The following is a 21544-nucleotide window of genomic DNA, read 5'->3' as shown; positions in this document are numbered from 1 at the left end:
TAACTTACCATTTAATAATTCTTCCTCTAAATATCTTACATTTAAATTCGGGATAAGCATATGACAAATCTATGCTAAGAAGATCATCTGGCAAACTAATGGCCATTGATAAGATTCAGCATGTATCTATAATAATGGCTCATAGCGACTTGTTAGCAATCTAGTAGTCAGATTATTAGCAGAATCTAGAAATATCCAAGGTTGTAAATATGATTTTAGAAAATTATTTGTTTCCTTGCTTTTAGTTGATATTTCTCTATCATATAAATTTGCAATAGAACATACTTTTTTCCGTTCTATTGACTCTGAATAATTATTATTAGAATTTGTTAATTTATGATCATTTATGCACTGACAATTCTTCAAGAACATCTTCCGAACTTGTAGAAAATTATCTTTTCCCAAATTGGTTATATTGGTCCAATCTGATTTTTGAAAATTTATCATATGTATAGATATTACATCCAAATGACTTTAACATAGTAAAGAAAAATATATTATCGATATTGAAACAATAAAAAAATTATTCTCATTTATAACTTTAAACTAATATTAAAAATTTAAAATATCCTCTTGTGAAAAATGCATGTTATTAAATCTAATTAATAACAATAGTCATACACTACAAATAATTATAAAATTAGCATCCTCAATAAATAAAATCCATTATACAAATTCTCATGAATACAAAAATATCACCAATTATAATTGCTCCTAGCATTCTATCAGCTAATTTTGCTTATCTAGGTGCAGAAATAGAAAAAGTTGTTATGTCTGGTGCTGATTGGATACATATAGATGTCATGGATAATATATATGTACCAAACTTAACCATTGGACCAATGGTGTGCGAATCCATAAGAAATATTACTGAAGTACCATTAGATATACATCTAATGGTGGAATCTCCAGATGATATTATTCCAAAATTTGCTAAAAGCGGAGCCAATATAATTACAGTTCACCCAGAAACGACAAAACACTTAGATAGAACATTATCAATAATAAGAGATCAAGGATGCAAATCTGGATTAGCATTCAATCCATCAACACCATTAAACTATCTAGATTACATAATGGATAAAGTTGATCTCATACTAATAATGTCAGTAAATCCAGGATTCGGTGGTCAAGAGTTTATACCATCTACCATCATAAAATTAAAGGAAGCTTCAGATAAAATAAAAAATTGGAAAGAAATTAGTGGTTCTTATGTATCTTTACAAGTTGATGGAGGAATTAATGCAAACAACATAAAACAAGCACACGTTGCTGGAGCTAATGTTTTTGTTGCCGGATCTGCAATATTTAACTCAAAAGATTATGCTAGCATAATTAGTTTAATGAGATCTAATGCAATGTCTGATCTATAGTTATAATTAAAAAATCTGGAATAAAGTTATTTTGTGTCAATGGATTTATATCTTATTATAGATTTATATTATGATATCTCTAAGTAGTATAAATGAGTCATAATAAAAAACTTATTGCTTAAAAATTATAAAAGAATAAATGTAGACAAAATGCAGCTTATTATTATGTGTTTTATAGTTTAAACAAGCTAAATAATAATCAATAAAGAGAATTTATAGTCAGTAAAATATACAGGGCTTACAATTTAAATATCACAAAATACTAATTTATTGCCATGATTTAAATATGTAATAGCTATTGTGATTATATATGACCAAATATTATGCCTGTGTAATTAAATGGAAATGAAAATATAACAAACTATAGCAGTAATTTCTACTATATCTGATGAATAAAATACATCATACAATATGCTAGTTTAATTTTGACATAATAATTCAAATATATATGCTATGGACTTATCATAGATAACTTGACAAAAGTTTCTAAATTGGTCCATCATTATGATGGAGCTATTTTATAGTACTTTCAAGCATTTAAATTTATTTCATATCTAATTATAAAATAATGAATTGTAACTACCTGGATAAAACACATGACGCTTTATGGCGCTGGTGGCTGATTTCGTCCGGGTAAATGATCATTAGATCATAATCAAATAGTTTGTATTAATAATCAATACTTCAATCGACCCGGAACAATTTATTATAGTTCTGGGTTTTTTATTAATAAGCATGGAAAAAGTATGACAGAAATAGAATTTAATTCATTAGTATCCCAAGGATATAATAGAATACCTCTAATATCAGAAACTTATGCTGATTTAGACACTCCCTTGTCTCTATATCTTAAGCTTGCTTACTCTAATAACAGCTCAGGAAAGATGAGTTGTCTTTTAGAATCTGTTATGGGTGGAGATCGTTTTGGGAGATATTCTTTTATAGGATTACCAGCTGAAACCATTTTGCGATCTATCGGTAAAATAACTGAAGTCATTACAAATGGTAAGATTTTAGAAACACATGAAGGTAATCCTCTAGATTTTGTAAAAGAATATCAAGATAGATTTAGGGCAGCTCCATTGCCAGGAGTATTGCGTTTTTGTGGTGGACTGGCCGGGTATTTTGCCTATGATGTTGTTAGAAACATCGAGCCTTGTTTAGGAGCAGCAGTAAAACCATTCCCGGAAGGAATGGAAGAAGGCACACCTGATATAATGTTATTACATATAGACGAATTGGCTGTTGTTGATAATCTAGCAGGACGTATTTATCTAATAGTATATGCCGATCCTAATAAACCAGAAAGCTACTCAAAAACACAAAAAAGATTGGCAGAATTAAAGACTAGATTAAAAAAACCTATAGAGACACCTTATTCTCATAACAGTATGCAAACTAATGAGAAACGAAATTTCACTAAAAAAGATTATATTTCAGCTGTAATCAAAGCTAAAGAATATATCGAAGCAGGAGATTTAATGCAAGTAGTGATTGGACAAACAATTACTAAATCATTCAGAGATAATCCTCTATCGCTGTATAGATCTTTGAGATCAATAAATCCTTCTCCATATATGTATTTCTGGAACTTTGATGATTTTCAAGTTGTCGGATCATCACCAGAAATATTAGTTAGGCAAGAAAAGATTATAACTAACGGAATAAAAAAATCACAAATTACAATAAGACCACTAGCAGGAACTAGAAAGAGAGGCGGCACTCATGAGCAAGATCTTGAATTAGAAAAATCTCTTAAATCTGACACCAAAGAAATTGCCGAGCATGTAATGCTTATTGATTTAGCTAGAAATGATATAGGTCGTGTCTCTGAAATTGGAACTGTAAAAGTTACTGATACTATGACTATAGAAAGATACTCACATGTTATGCACTTAGTGTCTAATGTTACAGGAATATTAAAATCAAATATGGGTAATATGGATGTTTTAAAAGCAGCATTTCCAGCTGGAACGCTAACAGGAGCACCTAAAATACGAGCAATGGAAGTAATAGATGAATTAGAACCAGTAAGGAGAGGAGTATACGGTGGAGCAGCTGGATACATAAGCTACAACGGAGAAATGGATGTTGCTATAGCTATACGTACTGGAATTATTAAAAATGGAATACTATATGTTCAATCTGCTGCGGGAATAGTAGCGGACTCTGATCCTGAATTAGAATGGGCTGAAACTGAAGCCAAAGCTAGAGCAATACTTAGAGCTGCAGAACAGGTACAGAATGGTTTAGATTAACATAAATTAAACTATTATAAACTTTAGGGATAAAATAATGCTTTTAATGATAGATAACTATGACTCATTCACATATAACATAGTTCAATATTTTGGAGAACTTGGAGAAGAAGTATGTGTATATAGAAACGATGAAATTAATATTCAAAGTATCTATGATCTAAAACCAGATAGAATATGCATATCTCCAGGACCTTGCTCTCCTATTCAAGCAGGAATTAGTATATCTACTATATTAGAATTTTCTAAAAAACTTCCTATATTAGGTATATGTTTAGGACACCAGGCTATAGGTGAAGCATTTGGTGGAAATATTATTAGAGCTAATAATGTCATGCATGGAAAAACAATAAAATTGTCACACAATAGTCTTGGAATTTTTAATAGTATACCATCACCATATACAGTAATAAGATACAACTCATTAACTATAGACCCTTCGACGTTACCTGAATGCCTGGAAGTTACTGCAACAGCTCCTGATGGTGATATCATGGGTGTAAGACATAGAAAACTACCAATCTTCGGTGTTCAGTTTCATCCAGAATCAATACTTAGTGAACATGGATACCAGTTATTAAAAAATTTTCTTATGATAAATTAGAATCGGAGGATAATACGTGTCTATTACTGTGACTGAAGTATTAACTAGATGTATAGAACATAGAGAAATATTCCATGATGAGATGTTCAGTTTGATGAGCATGATGATAAATGGAGAACTATCCCCACAACTATCAAGCGCAATACTTATAGGCTTAAGAGTCAAAAAAGAAACTATTGATGAAATAACAGCTTCTGCTTTAGCATTGCGAGAATTCTCTAAACAAGTGCCTATTAAAAATAGAGAAAATCTTTTGGATATGTGTGGTACTGGAGGAGATGGTAGTCAAACTTTTAATATATCTACTGCTGCTATGTTTGTTGCAGCTGCTGCAGGAGTAAGAGTAGCAAAACATGGTAATCGTGGCGCATCCTCCTCTTCTGGAAGTGCAGATGTTTTAGAAGAACTAGGAGTAAATATAGAATTAGAACCATTAAATATTATTGAGTGTATAGAAAATACAAGAATAGGATTTATGTTTGCGCCTTTACATCAAAAAGCAATGGACAATATTTCTATAGTTAGAAAAGAAATTGGTGTTCGTACAATATTTAATATATTAGGACCACTGACTAATCCAGCATGTGCAGCTAATCAACTAATGGGAGTTTTCCATCCTGATTTAGTAGGCATTCAAGTTAGAGTATTAAAAAAACTTAAATCTAGCCATGTACTAACTATATATGGTAAAGAAGGAATGGATGAAGCTGCATTGGGTAGTGCAACAATGGTCGGAGAATTAAAAAATGGGATAATAACAGAGTACGAAATTCATCCTGAAGACTATAATATACCAATGGCATCTAACCGAAATATCAAAGTATCAAACAGAGCAGAATCGGCCCAGCTTATACTAGATTCTTTAAACAATGTTGATGGATCTGCTAGAGACATTGTTGCATTAAATGCTGGACTTGCAATATATGCAGGTAATAAAGCTAATAATATTAAACAAGGTGTCTCATTAGCTTTTGAAGTCATAAAAAATGGATCAGCAAGAGATAAATTAGAAGAATTTAGAGCCTACACTAGGAAGTTCTCAAAATGAATGACATTTTAAATAAAATTGTTCTTAAGAAAAAAGAAGAAATATCAATAGCAAAACAAAAAAACAGCAGTTCTATTCTCATTGAAAAAATATGTGAGCAAGATCCAACTAGAGGTTTTGCTGATGCAATAGAAAAAAAGATTAAACAAGGATCACCAAGTATTATAGCAGAGATAAAAAAAGCTTCACCATCTAAAGGAATACTCAGAAATGATTTCGATCCAGAAAAATTTGCTATAACCTACGCTAAAAATGGGGCGACTTGCATATCGGTATTAACTGACTTAGAGTTCTTTAAAGGATGTTGTGAAGACCTTCGTAAAGCTAGATCTGCTTGTATTTTACCTATTTTGCGTAAAGATTTTGTAATAGATGAATATCAAGTTTTAGAAGCACGTTCAATAGGATCAGATTGCATATTGTTAATAGTATCTATACTTGATATGAAGCAATTAATAGATTTAGAAGCCACCGCAATGGAATTAGGGATGGATGTACTGGTAGAAACACATACAGAACGTGAAATTGATATGGCACTACAACTTAAAACAAAACTTATCGGAATCAATAATAGAAATCTTGGAAGTTTCCATACTGATATAAATAATACATTAAATCTAAAGAAGTATGTACCAAGCGAAAGAATAATAATTACAGAAAGTGGATTTTCTTCAAAAGAAGATATAGAAATAATGAGAAAATCAAATATAAATGCATTCTTGATTGGAGAAACTCTTATGAAATCCATAGATCCAGGACAGAAATTAAGTGAACTAATATTTTGATATAAATATTTACTCCACTGTTACACTTTTCGCTAAATTTCTTGGTTTATCAACATCTGTTCCACGTATGCATGCAGTATGATAGGCCAACAATTGTAATGGAATAGTATGTAAAATCGGTGATAGCATACCATAATTTTCAGGCATTCTTATTAGGTGTATGCTATCATCGTTAATCTTACTATCAGCATCGGCGAAAACATATAACTTTCCACCCCTTGCCTGGACTTCTTGCATATTGGATTTTAACTTTTCTAGCAATATATCCTTTGGTGCAACCACTACAACAGGCATATTATCAGTAACCAAAGCTAGTGGACCATGTTTTAATTCTCCAGCTGGATATGCTTCTGCATGTATATAACTAATTTCCTTCATTTTTAAAGCACCTTCAAGTGCTATTGGATAGTGCATTCCTCGACCAAGGAATAAAGCGTTTTCCTTATTAGCAAAATGATTAGCCCAACTGATTACTAAAGGCTCCAGATCTAAAACAGAAGATAAAGCCGCTGGCAAATGACGCAAAGCTTTCAAAAAGGTTATTTCGTTATCTTTACTCAAAATGGAACGATTTTTTGCAAGAGTGATAGATAACAAGAACAATACTGATAACTGTGTCGTAAAGGCTTTTGTTGATGCAACTCCAATTTCTATACCTGCTCTAGTTATGTAACAGAGCTTGCACTCTCTAACTATGGCACTGGTTGGAGAATTGCATATGGCCATATTATAATTCATACCTAAGGAAATGGAATGTTTGAGTGCTGATAAAGTATCAGATGTTTCACCGGATTGAGATATTACTAATACCAGAGACTTTGGATTCACAACACTATCCCTGTAGCGATACTCACTGGCAATCTCAACAGAAACTCTGATTTTAGCAATAGATTCTATCCAATATTTTGCAGTCATACCTGCATAGTAGCTAGTACCACAGGCAATTATTAGAACAGAATCTATATCTCGAAATATTTCTATAGACTCGATACCAAAAATATCTTCTGATAATGCATTCACTTCTTGTAAAGTATCTGCAACAGCCCTAGGCTGCTCAAATATTTCTTTTTGCATATAATGGCGATAAGCTCCTAATTCTACAACACCCATAAAGCTGCTTTTTGGATATTTTTTTCTATTTACTGGAACATTATAAGAATCTAAAATTAGAAAATTATTGCATTGTATATCAACTATATCCCCATCATCTAAGTATATTACCTCATTAGCTTTACCTGATATTGCTAGAACATCAGAAGCTAGAAAATTTTCATTATCACCTATACCTAATACTAAAGGAGCCCCCTTGCAAGATCCTATTATTCTATATGGCTCATCTGTACAAAAAACAGCTATGGCATATGTCCCAGTTAATAGTTTAGTAACTTTTTGAACAGTTCTAAAAATATCACCATCATAATTATAATTTATAAGATGGACTAAAACTTCTGTATCTGTCTGACTTTCGAAGGCATATCCAGATTTTTGTAGTTTTACTCTTAGTTCATCATAATTTTCAATTATACCGTTATGAACTAAAGCAATCCTTGGTTTTCCAGAATCAAGATTAGAAAAATGAGGATGAGCATTATGCGTAGATGGCATCCCATGTGTTGCCCATCTTGTATGAGCTAAACCAATACAACCATATAGACTGTTCTCTATTATCTGTTTACTTAAATCAGAAACTCTTTTCATGCTACGAACCCTTCTCAGGTTCTTTTTACCGTAAATTGCAATACCACAAGAATCATAGCCTCTATATTCTAAACGTGATAAACCGTCAATCAACATAGCAGTTACATCTTTACAAGAAACAGCGCTTATAATGCCACACATAATGATTACTCCAGATAATCAATATATAAAAAACCATATAATGAAATATATCATATTCAGATCTATAGATAAGGATACTATTAATAAATATAAAACAGCAATAAATATGAAAATAATATTATTTTCATATTTAAAAAATTAAAAGATTTTAAAATTAATTGCAAAGCGATGTCTTTACTTAAATAAGTACAATCATCAAGACAACAGTGAAATTAACAAACAATTATATTTTTGATTATTATAATAATAAAGCACTTCAGTTTTTCTTGAAACATATAAATATATAGTCAATATGAGAGCTAAAATAATTACTACAACACATATAAAATATATTTATATGTACATTACAAATCAATTAAGTTGTCAATTCTTCTTTGGTCTCTTCCAATTAACTACAGTTTTCTGTCTAACTCTGGCTAATGTTAACTGATCTGCTGGAGCATCATCAGTCAATGTTGTTCCTGCTCCAATAGTTGCACTTTCTCCTACTTTGATAGGAGCTATTAATTGAGATCCAGATCCTATAAAAGCATTATCTTCTATAATTGTGCGAAATTTATTTACTCCATCATAATTACAAGTAACAACTCCTGCTCCTATATTAACATTTGAACCAATATTAGAATCTCCGATATAAGAAAGATGACTAGCTTTACTGTTATTTCCAAAATTTGTATTTTTTATTTCTACAAAATTGCCTATCTTAGAGTTACTTTTTATATAGGAACCTTTACATAACTTAGCAAACGGACCTATTGCAACATTACTCTCCATAATGCTATTACTTATATGACTATAGGCTTCTATTCGAGTATTTTTCTCTATGGTTACATCTCGCAAAACACAATATGGCCCTATATGAACATCATTTCCCAATTCAACTACTCCTTCAAAAATACAGCCAACGTCTATAAAAACATCTCGACCAAATTTTAAAGAACCGCGAACATCAAAACGACGAGGATCAGATAAGGTTAATCCTTTAGACATATAATTTTTAGCTTGTTCATATTGATATATTCTTTCAATATTTGCTTGCTGAATATGATCATTAATCCCCAGAACTTCCCAAGAATCATTTGGAGAAACAGATCCGACTATTACTCCATCATCAACAGCAATTTTTACTAAATCTGTGAGGTAATACTCTCTCTGTTCGTTATTATTAAATATAATGCCTATCCACTTTTTTAGTTTCTCTGTCTGAATTGCGACAATACCAACGTTAACCTCGGTTATGGCTAGCTGTTCACAATTAGCCTCTTTATGCTCCACTATCTGAACAATATCACCAAATTCATTACGAATGATTCGACCGTAGCCATAAGGATTATCAGATATACTAGTCAGTATAGAGATACCAGCATGACAAGAGTCTAATAATGATCTTAATGTTCTAACATTAACTAATGGAACATCACCATATAAAATAAGTGTATTACTATCATCATTATCGAAGGAAGAGATCATAGGGATAGCACACATAACGGCATGAGCCGTTCCTAATTGAGATTCCTGCAACACAAAATTTAAATCATTATTTTTTATGCATGATTTAACAAGATCAGCTTCATGACCTAAAACAACTGTTATAGAATCAGGATTAAGATTTTTCGCACTTTCTATTACATACTCCAACATAGGACGACCTGCAAATGTATGTAAAACTTTAGGAATTTTTGATTGCATCCGCTTTCCAGATCCAGCGGCGAGTATAATAATATTTAGCATAAAAATCATTTAGATGGTTGATGGAGTATGAAATGATACCTAAAAATTACAGGCAATTTAAATAACAAAGTAAACGATAAATAAGCAAAATACTTACCACGAATACAATAATAAATCTATGTTAAATTATAAATATGAACAACAGATCTATCAACGAAATTAATAAGTTAAGAGATATTTTTTGTGAGCTATGTGCTCCATTAAACCATGAAAACGAGACTAACTTCCTAATTGTTACTATTAACAAAAAAGAATCAGGAATTTAACGCATGGAAACATGTGAAATATTGCAACAACACGGATTAGGTTTTATTAAAAATAATAAATTTCAAATTGGTCATGACATGATAAATAAGAATGATCTGGAAGAAGTGTTAATGAATATAACTCAAATATTAAAATCTAAATATGATATCAAAAAATGGAACAAAGAACTTTTAGATATCATAGGCCCAAATTATGAAAAATTAGGATATATAGAACGTTCTGCTGCTCGCTTGCTAGGTTTCAAGACCAGATCAGTCCATATGAATTCTTGGTTAAATAATAAGGAATTATGGATTTCAAAAAGATCTTCTAAAAAAGCTATAAATCCAGGAAAACTAGAAACAATAGTTGGAGGATTAGTTAGTAAAGGAGAAAATCTAGAACAGGCTCTATCCAGAGAATGCTATGAAGAAGCAAATTTAATTGAAAATGACATTATGGTAAAAGGAAATCTTTGTAAAATTTTCGATATAAAAAAAATCACTGACGAAGGTTATCAAGTAGAAGAACTTATAAGCAGAGCTGTTATTTTAAAAAAAGACTTTTATCCAATAAATAATGATGGAGAAGTAGATTTTTTTCAAAAAATAATGATAGAAGAAATAACCCCTAAGCTATTATCCGATAATTTTACAATAGAATCATCCATAATAATATTATCGGATATTATAAAATTTATAACGATAAAGAATTATTTAAATACTAATCTGAACTAATATTGTTATAATTGGATCTCTGCCTCCAGGTATCTATCGCTATTCTTCTCTGATTAACCACACTCTCTATACGATATCTGAGCTCTGAATCTTTTTCTAATAAAACACTAAGATCTTTAGAATTTAGCAAAAGTAACTTGCTATACCCAAGGGAAGTAACCTTTAGTACTAATGGATCTTTGCCAAATAAATCTAATTCTCCAAAAAACTCGCCACTGCCTAACTCAACAACAGTATCATCAGGCAAATGCATAACTACAGCTCCAGAAGCAACAAAGTACATTTCTCTACCTTGTTTCCCTTTTGTTATCACTATTTGATCTGGTAGAGCTAATCTAGGTTTTAATAGCCTACATATAGATTTAAGAGAATTAAGGCTAAGATCATGAAATAACGGCACTTTTTTTATTAGCTCAGCAGCACTTAACTCAATGTCAAGAGGTGGATGTCTATCTATATAATGCCAACGAGAATGTGATTTCTCCATCAAATCATCGTAAACCTCTCCGCTGATTAAGAATTTACTCAACATGTCACTATATCTTATACTCTCCAATTCCCTAGCAGCTCTTCCAAGATAAATTTCTTGTAGCCAAGTAGCATACAATGGATATTGTAAATTCATAGCTTGTAAAGCATTTTCTATAAGACCAAGTCGACGCTTATGTGCTTTTATTATAACATCGGTCGCTTCACTTCCTAAAATTGGAGAAACTTTTTCACTTGCAAACAATATCAATTTTTGTTCTATTGATCGTTTACTCATAAGATTAGCAAAGCGATAACCTAACTTCTCAGAAAGCCATTCGTTATAACCGAATATATTATGAAACCATAAAGCTACTCTAATCATTTTGGAATAACGCAAATCATTTTCGACGGCATACTCAAAACCATTTAAACCACCTATTCTAATTGCATCTTCCAAATACTCAGCACGTGATAATAGTGATTCAGCAACTCTCTCATCTACAATTTTTGCTTTTAATATGTCAAAAAGCATCTCTTCTTCTCTTTGAGCTAAAATTGCTAAACCGGCCGATACACGTTCTGATTTGCTCATTTGGGAAACAGGAACATCGTGTAATCTTGATAAACTAGACTTAAAGACAGCTTGTATGCGCTCTAAAGAATCTTGACCTATGTGCTCCGTCCTAGCAATATCTTCTATGTGAACCTGCAGCTCTTTTAATGTAACTCCTAGAACTTGATTTCTGATAGTAGTATCAATTAGAGATAGTTCATTTAGCTTTAAAACCCTTATTAAGGGCCTTAAAGTGACTCCATTAATAAATAGCGTCATAAGAACAAATCCGGTAGTAGCAATTGCAATAAAATGTCTTAATTCTTCTGGAACAGAATTATTTTCTGTAACTGCAAGAGCTAGAGCTAGAGAAACAGCACCTCTCAGCCCCCCCCATAACATCACTAACTTGTAAGGAAGATTAACTGTAGTGCCTAATCTTGTGATTCTCAGTATAGGAAGCAAGCCAAATATTACTACTGCCCTAGCAACAAGTGTAATAGCAAAAACTATAAGTATCAATATACAAGTCTGCAAGTTCAAAGTACCCATAAAACGAGGTATTAACATGGCAGAGAAAAGAAAAATTAAAGAATTAGCCCAAAAACCAAATTGTTCCCAAAACTTCGATAAATACTCAGAAGTTGTCGGAGACATTCTTGTACGGCCAGTAGATCCAACTACTAATCCAGATATAACTGTAGCAACAACACCAGAAACATTAAGATAGTGCTCAGAAATAAAAAAAGATAAATATGCTAATGTCAGTGTAAGTGTAATCTCAGCTGCATGAAAACCTCTTAGCCAAGTAAACAAGAAGCAAGCTGCTTTACCCATAACGTAACCAGCAAATCCACCACCAATAAATAGAATGACAAAATCATTTACTATATTTCTTATACACAGCTCGCCACTACCAGATAATACTGCTAATAATACTGTGTATAAAGCTATAGATGCTGCATCATTGAATAAACTTTCACCTTCTACTAATGTTGTTAGACGCTTTGGTGCTCCAACTTCTCTAAAAATACCAACTACGGCTACAGGATCTGTTGTAGCTACAATAGATCCTAGTAAAAGACATGCTACTAAACCATAAGAGGATATAGCATTAATAGTAAATCCTACTACTATAGTACAAACGATAACAGCAACAATTGCCATCATTAATATTGGGCCAATATCATCTAATAATCTTCTTACATTCATTGATAGTGCAGTCTCAAATAATAAGACAGGTAGAAAAACCATCAGAAAAGTTTCAGAAGAAATTTCTAGAGATCCTAGGGAATCTAGAAAATCAGCCACAACAAATGGGGCCCAACTATGCGGACCATAAACTAATATGCCTAAAATGCATCCAACAATCGCTAAGATAACAGAATATGGAAGCTTAATACGCACAGACAAAGGAGACAGAAAACATACTAATGTTAATAAACCTGTCAATCCAAAAACTATAAAACCAACATTCATGAACTAAGCTTCCTAACTATAAATAAAATTTTACTAAATTAGAAATTAAATAAAATGAGCATCATTTCAACAAGAAGCTTTTCATTTTTTTCATAGCAGCTGATTCTATTTGACGAACTCTTTCAGCTGAAATTCCAAACTCGTCTGCTAATTCTTGTAAAGTATGATTATTTTCGTCTTGCAACCAGCGCGATTCTACTATTTTGCGCGAACGACCATCCAAAATTTCTAACGCTTTTTTTAAGCCAACCGATTGCATAAGATCATAATTTCTCTTATGTAAAATATTATCTGGCTCATCCTTAGACTCAAATAAATATTCAGAGGGATGGTAACTATCATCTCCATCTTCTTTAGAGTCTATTGGAATATCACATCCAGAGAGACGAGTTTCCATCTCCCTTATATCCTCGCTACGAACGTTTAGACTAGTTGCTATCCTATCTATCTGGGCTGAGTCTAGATAGTTACCGTTAGATCGCATGCTACGCAAATTAAAAAATATTTTACGTTGAGCTTTTGTAGTTGCAATCTTCACTAGGCGCCAATTTCTTATAACAAATTCGTGTATCTCTGCTTTTATCCAGTGGACTGCAAATGACATAAGACGTACTCCTCTTTCCGGGTCAAAACGCCTTATAGCCTTCATTAATCCAATATTTCCTTCCTGTATCAAGTCAGCATGTGGCAGACCATAGCCTAGATATTGCCTGGCAACAGATATTACCAAACGTAAATGAGAGAGCACCAATTCTTTAGCAGCCCTCAAATCACCCGTATCTCTCAAACAGCGAGCCAATTCCACTTCGCGATCAGCTGTAAGAACAGGCATTCTATTAGCATTGGCAATATAGGCTTCTATAGTTCCAATACCGCTGAGACTGAAAGAATCTAAAGCTAATGAGGTGCTAGAAGAATGTGTTAAAAAACTACCGTTAGATTCAGTCATAATTACACCTCTAGACTAACTATAAAATTACCTAATACTGTAAATGTAGTGTACCATTGCAGATTTTAGCAGGTTTTTTACAAAACCCATATGTTTTAAATCAAGGCTAGATACCAATCAGATATAGCTGGTCAGGATACATTATTTATATAAAATTTGCAAAAATTAATAAACATTAATTCCAATCTGCTATTATTAGCTCAAAACATTAATTATATATTGTTAATTATGCATGATAGTGCCAACCTCGTTAATTAAACAATCATTAAGATTTTTATGAAAAAAGATAATGAGATTATATTATCCATACAAGACTTAACAGTTGGGTATGGAAAATCTATAATATTGAACAACATATCTATGGATATACGCAAAAAAGAAATTATTGCAATAATGGGTAGCTCTGGATCAGGGAAAACTACTTTATTTAAGTCAATAACAAATCAGATACCAATTATTAGTGGAAATATAAAAATATTTGACCAAGATATAAGTTCATTGCCAGAAAAAGATCTTAAAAATCTAAGAAAAAAAATGGGTGTATTGCTTCAACATGGAGCGCTATTTACTGATCTAAACGTATTCGATAATGTAGCATTCCCTTTAGTAGAACTTACAAAAAAATCTACTGAAGAAATAATAAATATAGTTTTAGAAAAACTGAACTCAGTTGGTTTAAGAGCAGCGGCTCATATGCCAGTAACAAATTTATCAGGTGGAATGACCAAAAGAGTTGCTTTAGCAAGGGCAATTGCATTGGACCCTTGGATTATGTTATATGATGAACCATTTTCTGGATTGGATCCAATTTCAATGGGAGTAATAGCAAAACTTATAAAAGAATTGTCTAACACTCTACAATGTGCTTCTATATTAATTACACACGAAATGCAAGAGTCTTTTAGGATAGCAGATAAAATAAATATAATTGGAAATGGCTCTATAATAGCATCAGAATCACCAGAATCGTTATCTAGGTCGGAAGATCCTTTTGTTAAACAATTTGTAAACGGATCTACTAAAGGACCGGTGCCGTTTGATTATCCTGAAACTGATGATTTCAAAGAATGGCTATTAAAACTAAGGCAACAAACATGATTCAATTAAACAAAATTATAAATCGTGCTCATGCATTTACCTTAAATACAGGAAAATTATGCTGTTTATTGTGTAAAATAGTCATCAGAAGTAATTTTACAAAAAAAAAGACAAATTTGATCATAGATCAGATTTATCTGATAGGTAATAACTCTGTTTTAATAATCTCAATTTCTGGATTGTTTGTGGGATTTGTATTAGGACTTCAAGGTTATTTGATGCTTAGTAAATTTAGAGCTGAAGATACTCTTGGTTTGATGGTAACTGTATCATTAACAAGAGAACTAGGACCTGTAGTTACAGCACTTCTTTTTGCTGGAAGGGCAGGCACATCAATGACAGCAGAGATAGGATTAATGAAATCTGGTGAGCAAATATTAGCAATGGAGATAATGGCAATTGATCCAATAGAGAGACTGTTAATTCCACGTTTTTGGGCAGGAATATTATCTATGCCAGTATTAGCCGTAATATTTTCAACGGCTGGTATTATAGGAAGTTGGTTTGTAGGAGTCATGGTTGTAGGTATAGATTCTGGTCTTTTCTGGTCACAGATTCAATGCGGATTTGATATATACTCTGATATTATATATGGAACTATATTTAAGAGTTTAATTTTTGGTCTGTCTACAGTTGCAATTTCATTAAATGAAGGATGGCAATGTAAACCTACTCCTGATGGAATCTCAAAAGCTATAACCAGGACAGTTGTAATAGGATCCCTACTTGTGTTTCTACTAGATTTTTTTATGACCTCTATATTATTCGTAAACTAACTTTTTAATTATGATGAACTCTAAAACTGAATTTTTGGTTGGTTTGTTTGTTGTTGTCGGAATAGCATCGCTATTTTTTCTTGTTCTACAAACAAATAATTTAAGAAATAAGACTTTTACATCGACCTATATAGTTAAAGCTAATTTTGACAATATTGGCTCTCTTAGAATAAATTCGCAGGTAAAAAGTTCTGGTGTCACCATAGGTAGAGTAAAAAATATATCACTAGACACAAAATCTTTTCTTGCCAATGTTACTATGAATATAAACAAGAAATATCTATTACCTGTAGATACTTCTGCCTCTATATTAACATCTGGTTTACTTGGTGAACAATATATAGATATTAATCCAGGCAATGAAGAAGAAAATATTAAACATTTAGGATGCATAGTATATACTCAGGGTTTTATATCTATCGAACAATTGATGAGCAAATTCTTATATAGTTCTAATGAAAAGAACATAATTGGATTATCTGCAAATGATTCTGAGCAGTTTGCTTATTAGTAAATATCATTTTCATAACAAAAAACTCAATGAATAAAAGAAATATCTCTGCCCTTATTGTACTATCATTTTCTCTTCTATTATCAGCTTGCAGTACAGTCACATTTAATCAGAAAAATGAATTTAAATATGAATCTTCAGAGAAGATAAATAGGTTTTTTTTTAAAATCAACCAGAATGTTGATAATTTTGTCTTTATTCCAATAGTTAGCTACTACAACTTAATCATTCCGGAAGCTATAAGAGATTGTATGCATAATGCATTGGATAACACAAATAATATAAACTCAGCTTTTAATAGTATACTTCAGGGTAACTGCCATGATGCTATTAATACATTGGGAAGGTTTATGTTTAATACAACTATGGGTATATGCGGATGTTTTGATGTTGCTTCTAAAAACGGATTAGAAAAAATACAAAATGACTTTGGAACAACCTTAGCAGTTTGGGGAGTAAAAACTGGACCTTATATTGTGCTGCCATTAATTGGTCCTAGTAATTTACGTGATAGCGCAGGAGTTTTTTTTGATTTATTATCAAATCCAATAAACATACTACCATGTGGTACATCATGTAAAATCAGCTTTGCTTCTTTACTTGCCTTAGATTCTAGGGCAAATCTTCTATACGCAACAGATTTGTTAAATAATATTGCAATTGACCCTTATACATTAATAAGAGACTCATATATGGGAAAAAGAACCATGATTAACAAATATGCAGATGATACAGATGTACCTGATTATGAGAATTGAACAAAATATTTGCTAAAAGGAAAAATACAGCATGTTTCTTTCATCAGATAAAAATATAAAAAAAATAATATTTTTTTTATATTTTATTTCAATAATATTGCTACCTAATAAATCATATTCCCAAAATAATAATGTCAACAACCCAGATAATTTTATAACTAATGTTACAAATCTTGCTTTAATAGAGATACAAAAAACAATAGAATCAGGCATAAATGATTTGGAAAGTATTAACGTGGTGGTCGATAACTATATACTTCCTCACGTTGATTTTTTTAAAACTACTAAGCTAACAGCTGGTAAAAACTGGAAAACAGCTTCTGAAGAACAAAAAAAAGCCTTGATAAAAGCATTCCGTAATACACTAATCAAAACATATAGGAGCGCCTTTAGTTTAATATCAAAAAATACAAAAATAAAAGTGTTTCCATATCGTGGAGAAGCAAAATCTAATGACGCTATAATAAAATCACTAATACAACAAAGTAATGGAAAGCAGATACAGATCAACTACAGGCTAACAAAACATGGAAATACCTGGAAGATTTATGATGTAAGTATTGAAGGAATGTGGTTGATAGAGAGTTATCGCAATCAATTTAACAATGAAATTCATAGTAATGGTATAAATGCCCTCATAGAAAAATTAAATAAAATTCATAAATAACAACAATCCTGTTTATCTATTTAAAAAAATATATGTTTTCAATATCTATAGAACAATTATGTAAGGCTTATACGCCTAAAGGTAAATCTAGCAAAAAAACTCAGGCTTTGGATAATATTAACCTACAAATCAAACCTGGGGAATTTTTCGGACTCCTTGGGCAAAATGGCGCTGGCAAAACTAGTCTTATTTCTATATTATCCGGACTTTCTTTTCCTACCTCTGGTAAAGTTAATATATACGGTCATGATGTTGTAAGAGATTATCGAAAGGCAAGAAATCTAGTAGGTACTGTCCCACAGGAATTAGTATATGATCCATTTTTTACTGTAAGAGAGACACTATTTATACAATCAGGATATTTTGGGATAAAATCAAACGAATTATGGATAGAAGAGTTACTTGATAATTTATCTCTTACTGACAAAGGAGATCATGATATGAGATCTCTATCTGGAGGAATGAAGAGAAGAGTATTAATAGCACAAGCACTTGTACATCGTCCTCCAATAATAATATTAGATGAGCCAACAGCTGGTGTAGACATAGAACTACGTCACACATTATGGAAATTTATGTCACGTCTAAATAAGGAAGGACATACTATTCTATTAACTACACATTATATTGAAGAAGCTGAGGATATGTGTAATCGTATTGCTATTCTGAAATCAGGAAATCTAATAGCGTTAGATGAAACAAAAAATATAATATCAAGATTTGGAGGAAAGAATCTTGAAGAAGCTTTTGTAAAGATTATTGATTGCAATGAATTATCATCTATCAATAAGGAAATATAAGATAGTCATGGAATTTAAATTTAAAAACCATAAAAGCAAAGATATGACAATAGAACCAAAAAAAAATATGATCGGTTTTATCACTTTATTGAAGAAAGAGATACTACGTTTTTATAAAGTCTTCTTTCAAACTGTAGCAGCACCGGTTACCACTTCGCTTTTATATTTGTTAGTGTTTAATCAAATATTACAAGATCGAGTAGCTTTCAATAATGTGCCTTATACTAGCTTCATAATCCCAGGACTAATAGCTATGAGCATGATGCAAAATTCTTTTTCTAATACATCCTCGTCATTAATCCAAAGTAGAGTTACTGGTAGTATAATTTTCATGTTACTTTCACCAATGTCTCATGTAGAAATATTTTTTGCATACGTACTCGCTGCGGTAGTAAGAGGACTAGCTGTTGGAATTTTCGTATGGCTTTTTTCTATTGCCATTCATCCTATCGGTGCTGTAAATTACATATGGATAATTATATTTGCTTTACTAACATGTAGTATAATGAGCGTTCTTGGGATGATTGCTGGTATATATTCTGAAAAATATGATCAGTTAGCTATGTTTCAAAACTTCTTAATAGTACCTTCTACTTTTCTGTCAGGAGTGTTCTACTCCGTACATACATTACCAGAATTTTGGCAAAAAATATCATATTGTAACCCTATGTTTTATATGATAGATGGATTTCGCTATGGCTTTTTTGAAAAATCTGACACTTCTCCTTATATAAGCTTCGCAATATTAATATCTGTACTTATATTTTTATCTATTTTTGCTTTACGCCTTATGTCTACCGGCTATAAATTAAGGTCATAATAATAAAGATATAGTACATTAATACTATAAATAGCCAATTTTTCGATATTAGGGCTAAGAAATAACAACATAAAAAGATTTATCATGGTTTCAATGGAAGAAGAATTACAAATCATCGGGGGCTCAGAGCTTGAAGGAGATGTGATCATCTCTGGTGCTAAAAATGCTGCATTACCAATTTTATGTGCGGGATTACTAACATCAGAAACAATTTCGCTGAGCAATGTACCTGATCTTCATGATGTCGATACAACTATTAATTTATTGAGCCATCTTGGCTCAACAACCAAAAGACATACTAAGAATGAAGTATCTATTATGTCAAATAAAATAGAAAACTTAAAAGCTCCATACGAGCTCGTTAAGGCAATGAGGGCATCTATTTTGGTTCTTGGTCCACTTTTAACTAGGTTTGGAGAAGCTATTGTTAGTATGCCAGGGGGATGTGCTATAGGACAGAGACCAGTAGATCAGCACATAAAATGTTTATCTGCATTAGGGGCTGATATACGTATAGAGCATGGCTTTGTTATAGCTAAGTCAAGAAAACTTAAAGGAACTTTGGTTCGTCCAGATGTAGTAACAGTAACTGGAACTGAAAATATCATAATGGCGGCTACTCTTGCTGAAGGTGAAACAATTATAGAGAATGCTGCTTGTGAACCAGAAGTAGTAGATTTGTCTAATATGCTCATAAAGATGGGTGCTAACATAAAAGGACACGGCACAAATAGAGTAATTATACACGGAGTTGATAGGTTATATGGAGCAAAACATAAAATAATACCTGATAGAATTGAAGCTGGAACTTTTTTATGTGCTCTAGCTGCAACAGGTGGTAACATAAAAATAAAAGGTATTAATCCTAATGATATGTTAGCTACTATAGATAAGATAAGACTATCTGGAGTTACAGTAAAACAAGATGATGGAAATTTGATATGCAGCATCAGTAAAAGACCTAAGTCTGTAGATATCGTAACACGTGAATATCCTGGCTTAGCAACTGATATGCAAGCACAATTCATGGCTCTCAATAGTATTTCGCATGGCACTTCGATGATAGTTGAAAATATATTTGAAAACAGATATCTTCATGTACAAGAACTCAATAGATTAGGAGCTGATATAACAATCAATGGTAATTTTGCTACAGTTCGTGGAGTTGATTTTCTTTCTGGAGCAACTGTAAAAGCTACAGACTTAAGAGCATCAGCAAGTTTAGTTATAGCTGGATTGGTTGCCCAAGGGAAAACAACCATAGAACAAATTTATCATCTGGATCGTGGTTATGAGAATATGGAATTGAAACTTCAAAAGCTAGGAGCTAATATTAAACGAGCTATCAATAGGAATGAAGAATGAAAGAAACTATAAACAAAAGCATTACATTGGCTTTGTCCAAAGGAAGAATCTTTGAAGACACTATGCCTCTGTTGGCAGAAGCAGGTATAAAAGTAAGTGAAAGCCCTGAGAAATCTCGTAAGCTAATAATACAAACTAGTGATACTAATCTAAGAATACTTATACTAAGGGCGTCAGATGTTCCTACTTACGTTCAGTATGGTGCTGCAGATTTAGGAATTGCTGGCAAAGATGTGCTTATAGAACACTCTGCACAACAACCGGGTGGATTATATCAACCAATAGACCTAAATATAGCTAGATGCCGCTTAGCAGTTGCTGTAAGACAAGATTTTAATTATAAAGATGCTGTTAAGCAAGGATCTAGGTTACGTGTGGCTACAAAGTACATTCAATCTACAAGAGAACATTTTGCATCGAAAGGTGTATATATTGATTTAATAAAATTGTATGGGTCAATGGAATTGGCTCCTATTGTTGGGCTTGCTGATGCTATTGTTGACGTTGTTTCGACTGGAGATACACTCAAAGCTAATGGCTTAATTGCAGTAGAAGATATAATGCCTATATCTTCTAGGCTAATAGTCAATCAAGCATCATTAAAAAATCGTAGGGAATTTTTGCAGCCACTTTTAAATGCATTTTCTCGCGCTACTAATTCGTATGAATAAATTAT

At 32.0% G+C, this 21544-nt stretch carries 20 protein-coding genes; 15 read left to right on the top strand and 5 right to left on the bottom strand.

All coding sequences use genetic code 11. The annotated features are described in order from the left end of the window. Positions 1-126 precede the first annotated feature (126 nt). Positions 127-447 carry a hypothetical protein gene (locus CONE_RS00225; protein ID WP_041862185.1) on the bottom strand — a complete coding sequence of 107 codons (321 nt, stop codon included), beginning with the start codon at positions 445-447 and terminating at the stop codon, positions 127-129. A gap of 233 nt (positions 448-680) precedes the next feature. Here CONE_RS00225 and rpe point away from each other — a divergent pair, with 233 nt between their 5' ends. The 5 genes from rpe (at position 681) to trpC (ending at position 6068) form a co-directional block, all read left to right on the top strand. Then, the gene (rpe, locus tag CONE_RS00220) at positions 681-1373 is read left to right on the top strand and encodes a ribulose-phosphate 3-epimerase (protein ID WP_015396761.1); all 693 of its coding nucleotides are present in this window, start codon (positions 681-683) and stop codon (positions 1371-1373) included. Between the two features lie 746 nt (positions 1374-2119). After that, positions 2120-3631 (top strand): anthranilate synthase component I family protein, encoded by a 1512-nt coding sequence (locus tag CONE_RS00215; RefSeq protein WP_015396760.1) that lies wholly within the window; start codon positions 2120-2122, stop codon positions 3629-3631. A gap of 37 nt (positions 3632-3668) precedes the next feature. Continuing rightward, positions 3669-4235, top strand: a complete 567-nt coding sequence (locus tag CONE_RS00210) for an anthranilate synthase component II (protein ID WP_041862184.1) — start codon at positions 3669-3671, stop codon at positions 4233-4235. A gap of 16 nt (positions 4236-4251) precedes the next feature. Further along, positions 4252-5283, top strand: coding sequence for an anthranilate phosphoribosyltransferase (gene trpD, locus CONE_RS00205; RefSeq protein ID WP_015396758.1), 1032 nt, complete (start codon positions 4252-4254; stop codon positions 5281-5283). After that, on the top strand, positions 5280-6068 hold the full coding sequence (gene trpC / locus CONE_RS00200) for an indole-3-glycerol phosphate synthase TrpC (protein ID WP_015396757.1): 789 nt from the start codon (positions 5280-5282) through the stop codon (positions 6066-6068). Before trpD ends, trpC begins: the two co-directional genes overlap by 4 nt. Positions 6069-6077: 9 nt before the next feature. Here trpC and glmS read toward each other — a convergent pair whose 3' ends face one another. Together glmS and glmU are read right to left on the bottom strand one after the other, a co-directional pair. Next, entirely contained in the window at positions 6078-7907 is a 1830-nt protein-coding gene (gene glmS / locus CONE_RS00195) for a glutamine--fructose-6-phosphate transaminase (isomerizing) (protein WP_015396756.1), read from the bottom strand. A 363-nt stretch (positions 7908-8270) separates the two neighbouring features. After that, entirely contained in the window at positions 8271-9638 is a 1368-nt protein-coding gene (glmU, locus tag CONE_RS00190; RefSeq protein ID WP_041862222.1) for a bifunctional UDP-N-acetylglucosamine diphosphorylase/glucosamine-1-phosphate N-acetyltransferase GlmU, read from the bottom strand. Between the two features lie 269 nt (positions 9639-9907). On the opposite strand from glmU, the gene CONE_RS00185 reads away from it, so the two are divergent. Beyond that, positions 9908-10621 (top strand): NUDIX domain-containing protein, encoded by a 714-nt coding sequence (locus tag CONE_RS00185; protein ID WP_235043364.1) that lies wholly within the window; start codon positions 9908-9910, stop codon positions 10619-10621. On the opposite strand, the gene CONE_RS00180 is transcribed toward CONE_RS00185, so the two are convergent. Both CONE_RS00180 and rpoH read right to left on the bottom strand, forming a co-directional pair. Then, the gene (locus tag CONE_RS00180; protein WP_015396754.1) at positions 10608-13124 is read right to left on the bottom strand and encodes a cation:proton antiporter; all 2517 of its coding nucleotides are present in this window, start codon (positions 13122-13124) and stop codon (positions 10608-10610) included. The two genes, CONE_RS00185 and CONE_RS00180, sit on opposite strands and share 14 nt — an antisense overlap. 61 nt (positions 13125-13185) lie before the next feature. Further along, positions 13186-14073 (bottom strand): RNA polymerase sigma factor RpoH, encoded by an 888-nt coding sequence (gene rpoH / locus CONE_RS00175; protein ID WP_015396753.1) that lies wholly within the window; start codon positions 14071-14073, stop codon positions 13186-13188. A gap of 276 nt (positions 14074-14349) precedes the next feature. Here rpoH and CONE_RS00170 point away from each other — a divergent pair, with 276 nt between their 5' ends. From CONE_RS00170 to hisG, 9 genes are all read left to right on the top strand, one after another. Further along, entirely contained in the window at positions 14350-15171 is an 822-nt protein-coding gene (locus CONE_RS00170; protein WP_015396752.1) for an ABC transporter ATP-binding protein, read from the top strand. Then, complete coding sequence (gene mlaE, locus CONE_RS00165; RefSeq protein WP_041862221.1) at positions 15168-15947, top strand: lipid asymmetry maintenance ABC transporter permease subunit MlaE; 780 nt, start codon at positions 15168-15170, stop codon at positions 15945-15947. Before CONE_RS00170 ends, mlaE begins: the two co-directional genes overlap by 4 nt. Positions 15948-15957: 10 nt before the next feature. Beyond that, positions 15958-16458, top strand: coding sequence for an outer membrane lipid asymmetry maintenance protein MlaD (gene mlaD / locus CONE_RS00160; protein ID WP_015396750.1), 501 nt, complete (start codon positions 15958-15960; stop codon positions 16456-16458). A gap of 29 nt (positions 16459-16487) precedes the next feature. Further along, positions 16488-17216: an MlaA family lipoprotein gene (locus CONE_RS00155; protein WP_015396749.1), complete on the top strand. Its 729-nt coding sequence runs from the start codon at positions 16488-16490 to the stop codon at positions 17214-17216. Positions 17217-17247: 31 nt separating this feature from the next. Then, positions 17248-17883 carry an MlaC/ttg2D family ABC transporter substrate-binding protein gene (locus tag CONE_RS00150; RefSeq protein ID WP_015396748.1) on the top strand — a complete coding sequence of 212 codons (636 nt, stop codon included), beginning with the start codon at positions 17248-17250 and terminating at the stop codon, positions 17881-17883. Positions 17884-17915: 32 nt separating this feature from the next. Further along, complete coding sequence (locus CONE_RS00145; RefSeq protein WP_015396747.1) at positions 17916-18683, top strand: ABC transporter ATP-binding protein; 768 nt, start codon at positions 17916-17918, stop codon at positions 18681-18683. Positions 18684-18726: 43 nt separating this feature from the next. Beyond that, complete coding sequence (locus CONE_RS00140; protein WP_407636598.1) at positions 18727-19503, top strand: ABC transporter permease; 777 nt, start codon at positions 18727-18729, stop codon at positions 19501-19503. Between the two features lie 84 nt (positions 19504-19587). Further along, positions 19588-20868, top strand: coding sequence for a UDP-N-acetylglucosamine 1-carboxyvinyltransferase (murA, locus tag CONE_RS00135; protein ID WP_015396745.1), 1281 nt, complete (start codon positions 19588-19590; stop codon positions 20866-20868). After that, positions 20865-21539 carry an ATP phosphoribosyltransferase gene (gene hisG / locus CONE_RS00130; RefSeq protein ID WP_015396744.1) on the top strand — a complete coding sequence of 225 codons (675 nt, stop codon included), beginning with the start codon at positions 20865-20867 and terminating at the stop codon, positions 21537-21539. Before murA ends, hisG begins: the two co-directional genes overlap by 4 nt. Positions 21540-21544: the final 5 nt, after the last annotated feature.

Source organism: Candidatus Kinetoplastibacterium oncopeltii TCC290E, assembly GCF_000340865.1.
Classification (GTDB): domain Bacteria; phylum Pseudomonadota; class Gammaproteobacteria; order Burkholderiales; family Burkholderiaceae_B; genus Kinetoplastidibacterium; species Kinetoplastidibacterium stringomonadis.
This window is presented reverse-complemented; position numbering and strand designations above follow the sequence as displayed.

Bases quoted from the DNA above. Each gene is read 5' to 3' on its own strand.
- mlaD (WP_015396750.1), top strand. From the start codon at position 15,958: ATGATGAACTCTAAAACTGAATTTTTGGTTGGTTTGTTTGTTGTTGTC.
- hisG (WP_015396744.1), top strand. From the start codon at position 20,865: ATGAAAGAAACTATAAACAAAAGCATTACATTGGCTTTGTCCAAAGGA.
- CONE_RS00215 (WP_015396760.1), top strand. From the start codon at position 2,120: ATGACAGAAATAGAATTTAATTCATTAGTATCCCAAGGATATAATAGA.
- CONE_RS00155 (WP_015396749.1), top strand. From the start codon at position 16,488: ATGAATAAAAGAAATATCTCTGCCCTTATTGTACTATCATTTTCTCTT.
- CONE_RS00210 (WP_041862184.1), top strand. From the start codon at position 3,669: ATGCTTTTAATGATAGATAACTATGACTCATTCACATATAACATAGTT.
- glmS (WP_015396756.1), bottom strand. From the start codon at position 7,907: ATGTGTGGCATTATAAGCGCTGTTTCTTGTAAAGATGTAACTGCTATG.
- CONE_RS00180 (WP_015396754.1), bottom strand. From the start codon at position 13,124: ATGAATGTTGGTTTTATAGTTTTTGGATTGACAGGTTTATTAACATTA.
- CONE_RS00185 (WP_235043364.1), top strand. From the start codon at position 9,908: ATGGAAACATGTGAAATATTGCAACAACACGGATTAGGTTTTATTAAA.
- glmU (WP_041862222.1), bottom strand. From the start codon at position 9,638: ATGCTAAATATTATTATACTCGCCGCTGGATCTGGAAAGCGGATGCAA.
- CONE_RS00145 (WP_015396747.1), top strand. From the start codon at position 17,916: ATGTTTTCAATATCTATAGAACAATTATGTAAGGCTTATACGCCTAAA.
- CONE_RS00225 (WP_041862185.1), bottom strand. From the start codon at position 447: ATGATAAATTTTCAAAAATCAGATTGGACCAATATAACCAATTTGGGA.
- rpe (WP_015396761.1), top strand. From the start codon at position 681: ATGAATACAAAAATATCACCAATTATAATTGCTCCTAGCATTCTATCA.
- CONE_RS00170 (WP_015396752.1), top strand. From the start codon at position 14,350: ATGAAAAAAGATAATGAGATTATATTATCCATACAAGACTTAACAGTT.
- CONE_RS00140 (WP_407636598.1), top strand. From the start codon at position 18,727: ATGACAATAGAACCAAAAAAAAATATGATCGGTTTTATCACTTTATTG.
- mlaE (WP_041862221.1), top strand. From the start codon at position 15,168: ATGATTCAATTAAACAAAATTATAAATCGTGCTCATGCATTTACCTTA.
- rpoH (WP_015396753.1), bottom strand. From the start codon at position 14,073: ATGACTGAATCTAACGGTAGTTTTTTAACACATTCTTCTAGCACCTCA.
- CONE_RS00150 (WP_015396748.1), top strand. From the start codon at position 17,248: ATGTTTCTTTCATCAGATAAAAATATAAAAAAAATAATATTTTTTTTA.
- murA (WP_015396745.1), top strand. From the start codon at position 19,588: ATGGTTTCAATGGAAGAAGAATTACAAATCATCGGGGGCTCAGAGCTT.
- trpC (WP_015396757.1), top strand. From the start codon at position 5,280: ATGAATGACATTTTAAATAAAATTGTTCTTAAGAAAAAAGAAGAAATA.